Origin of the sequence: Pseudoflavonifractor sp. 60, assembly GCF_009911645.1 — a bacterium.
Taxonomy (GTDB): domain Bacteria; phylum Bacillota; class Clostridia; order Oscillospirales; family Oscillospiraceae; genus Lawsonibacter.
On the sequence record NZ_QWKI01000018.1, the window covers coordinates 1 to 206 of the forward strand.

The window sequence follows — 206 nt, forward strand, 5'->3', positions numbered from 1 at the left end:
GCCGACCTGCACTCCATGGGCCAGTTTATCCAGGACGGCTCTCGGGTCATGTTCGAGACTATGGTCAGCTTCGTCCCTGACGGGGCGTACACCATCCCCAACGACCCCGCCAACGTGGACGGGCTGAATTTCCTGTCGGGCAAGCCCCTTTCCTTCGTCAACGAGCAGGCCATGCGGGGGACCATCCTGGCCCACGTGGACGGCGG

At 64.1% G+C, this 206-nt stretch carries 1 pseudogene; it reads left to right on the forward strand.

Annotated features, from left to right (window positions below):
- Positions 1-206 (forward strand): annotated as a pseudogene (locus tag D1646_RS02210) (glucose-6-phosphate isomerase); the annotation flags it as partial.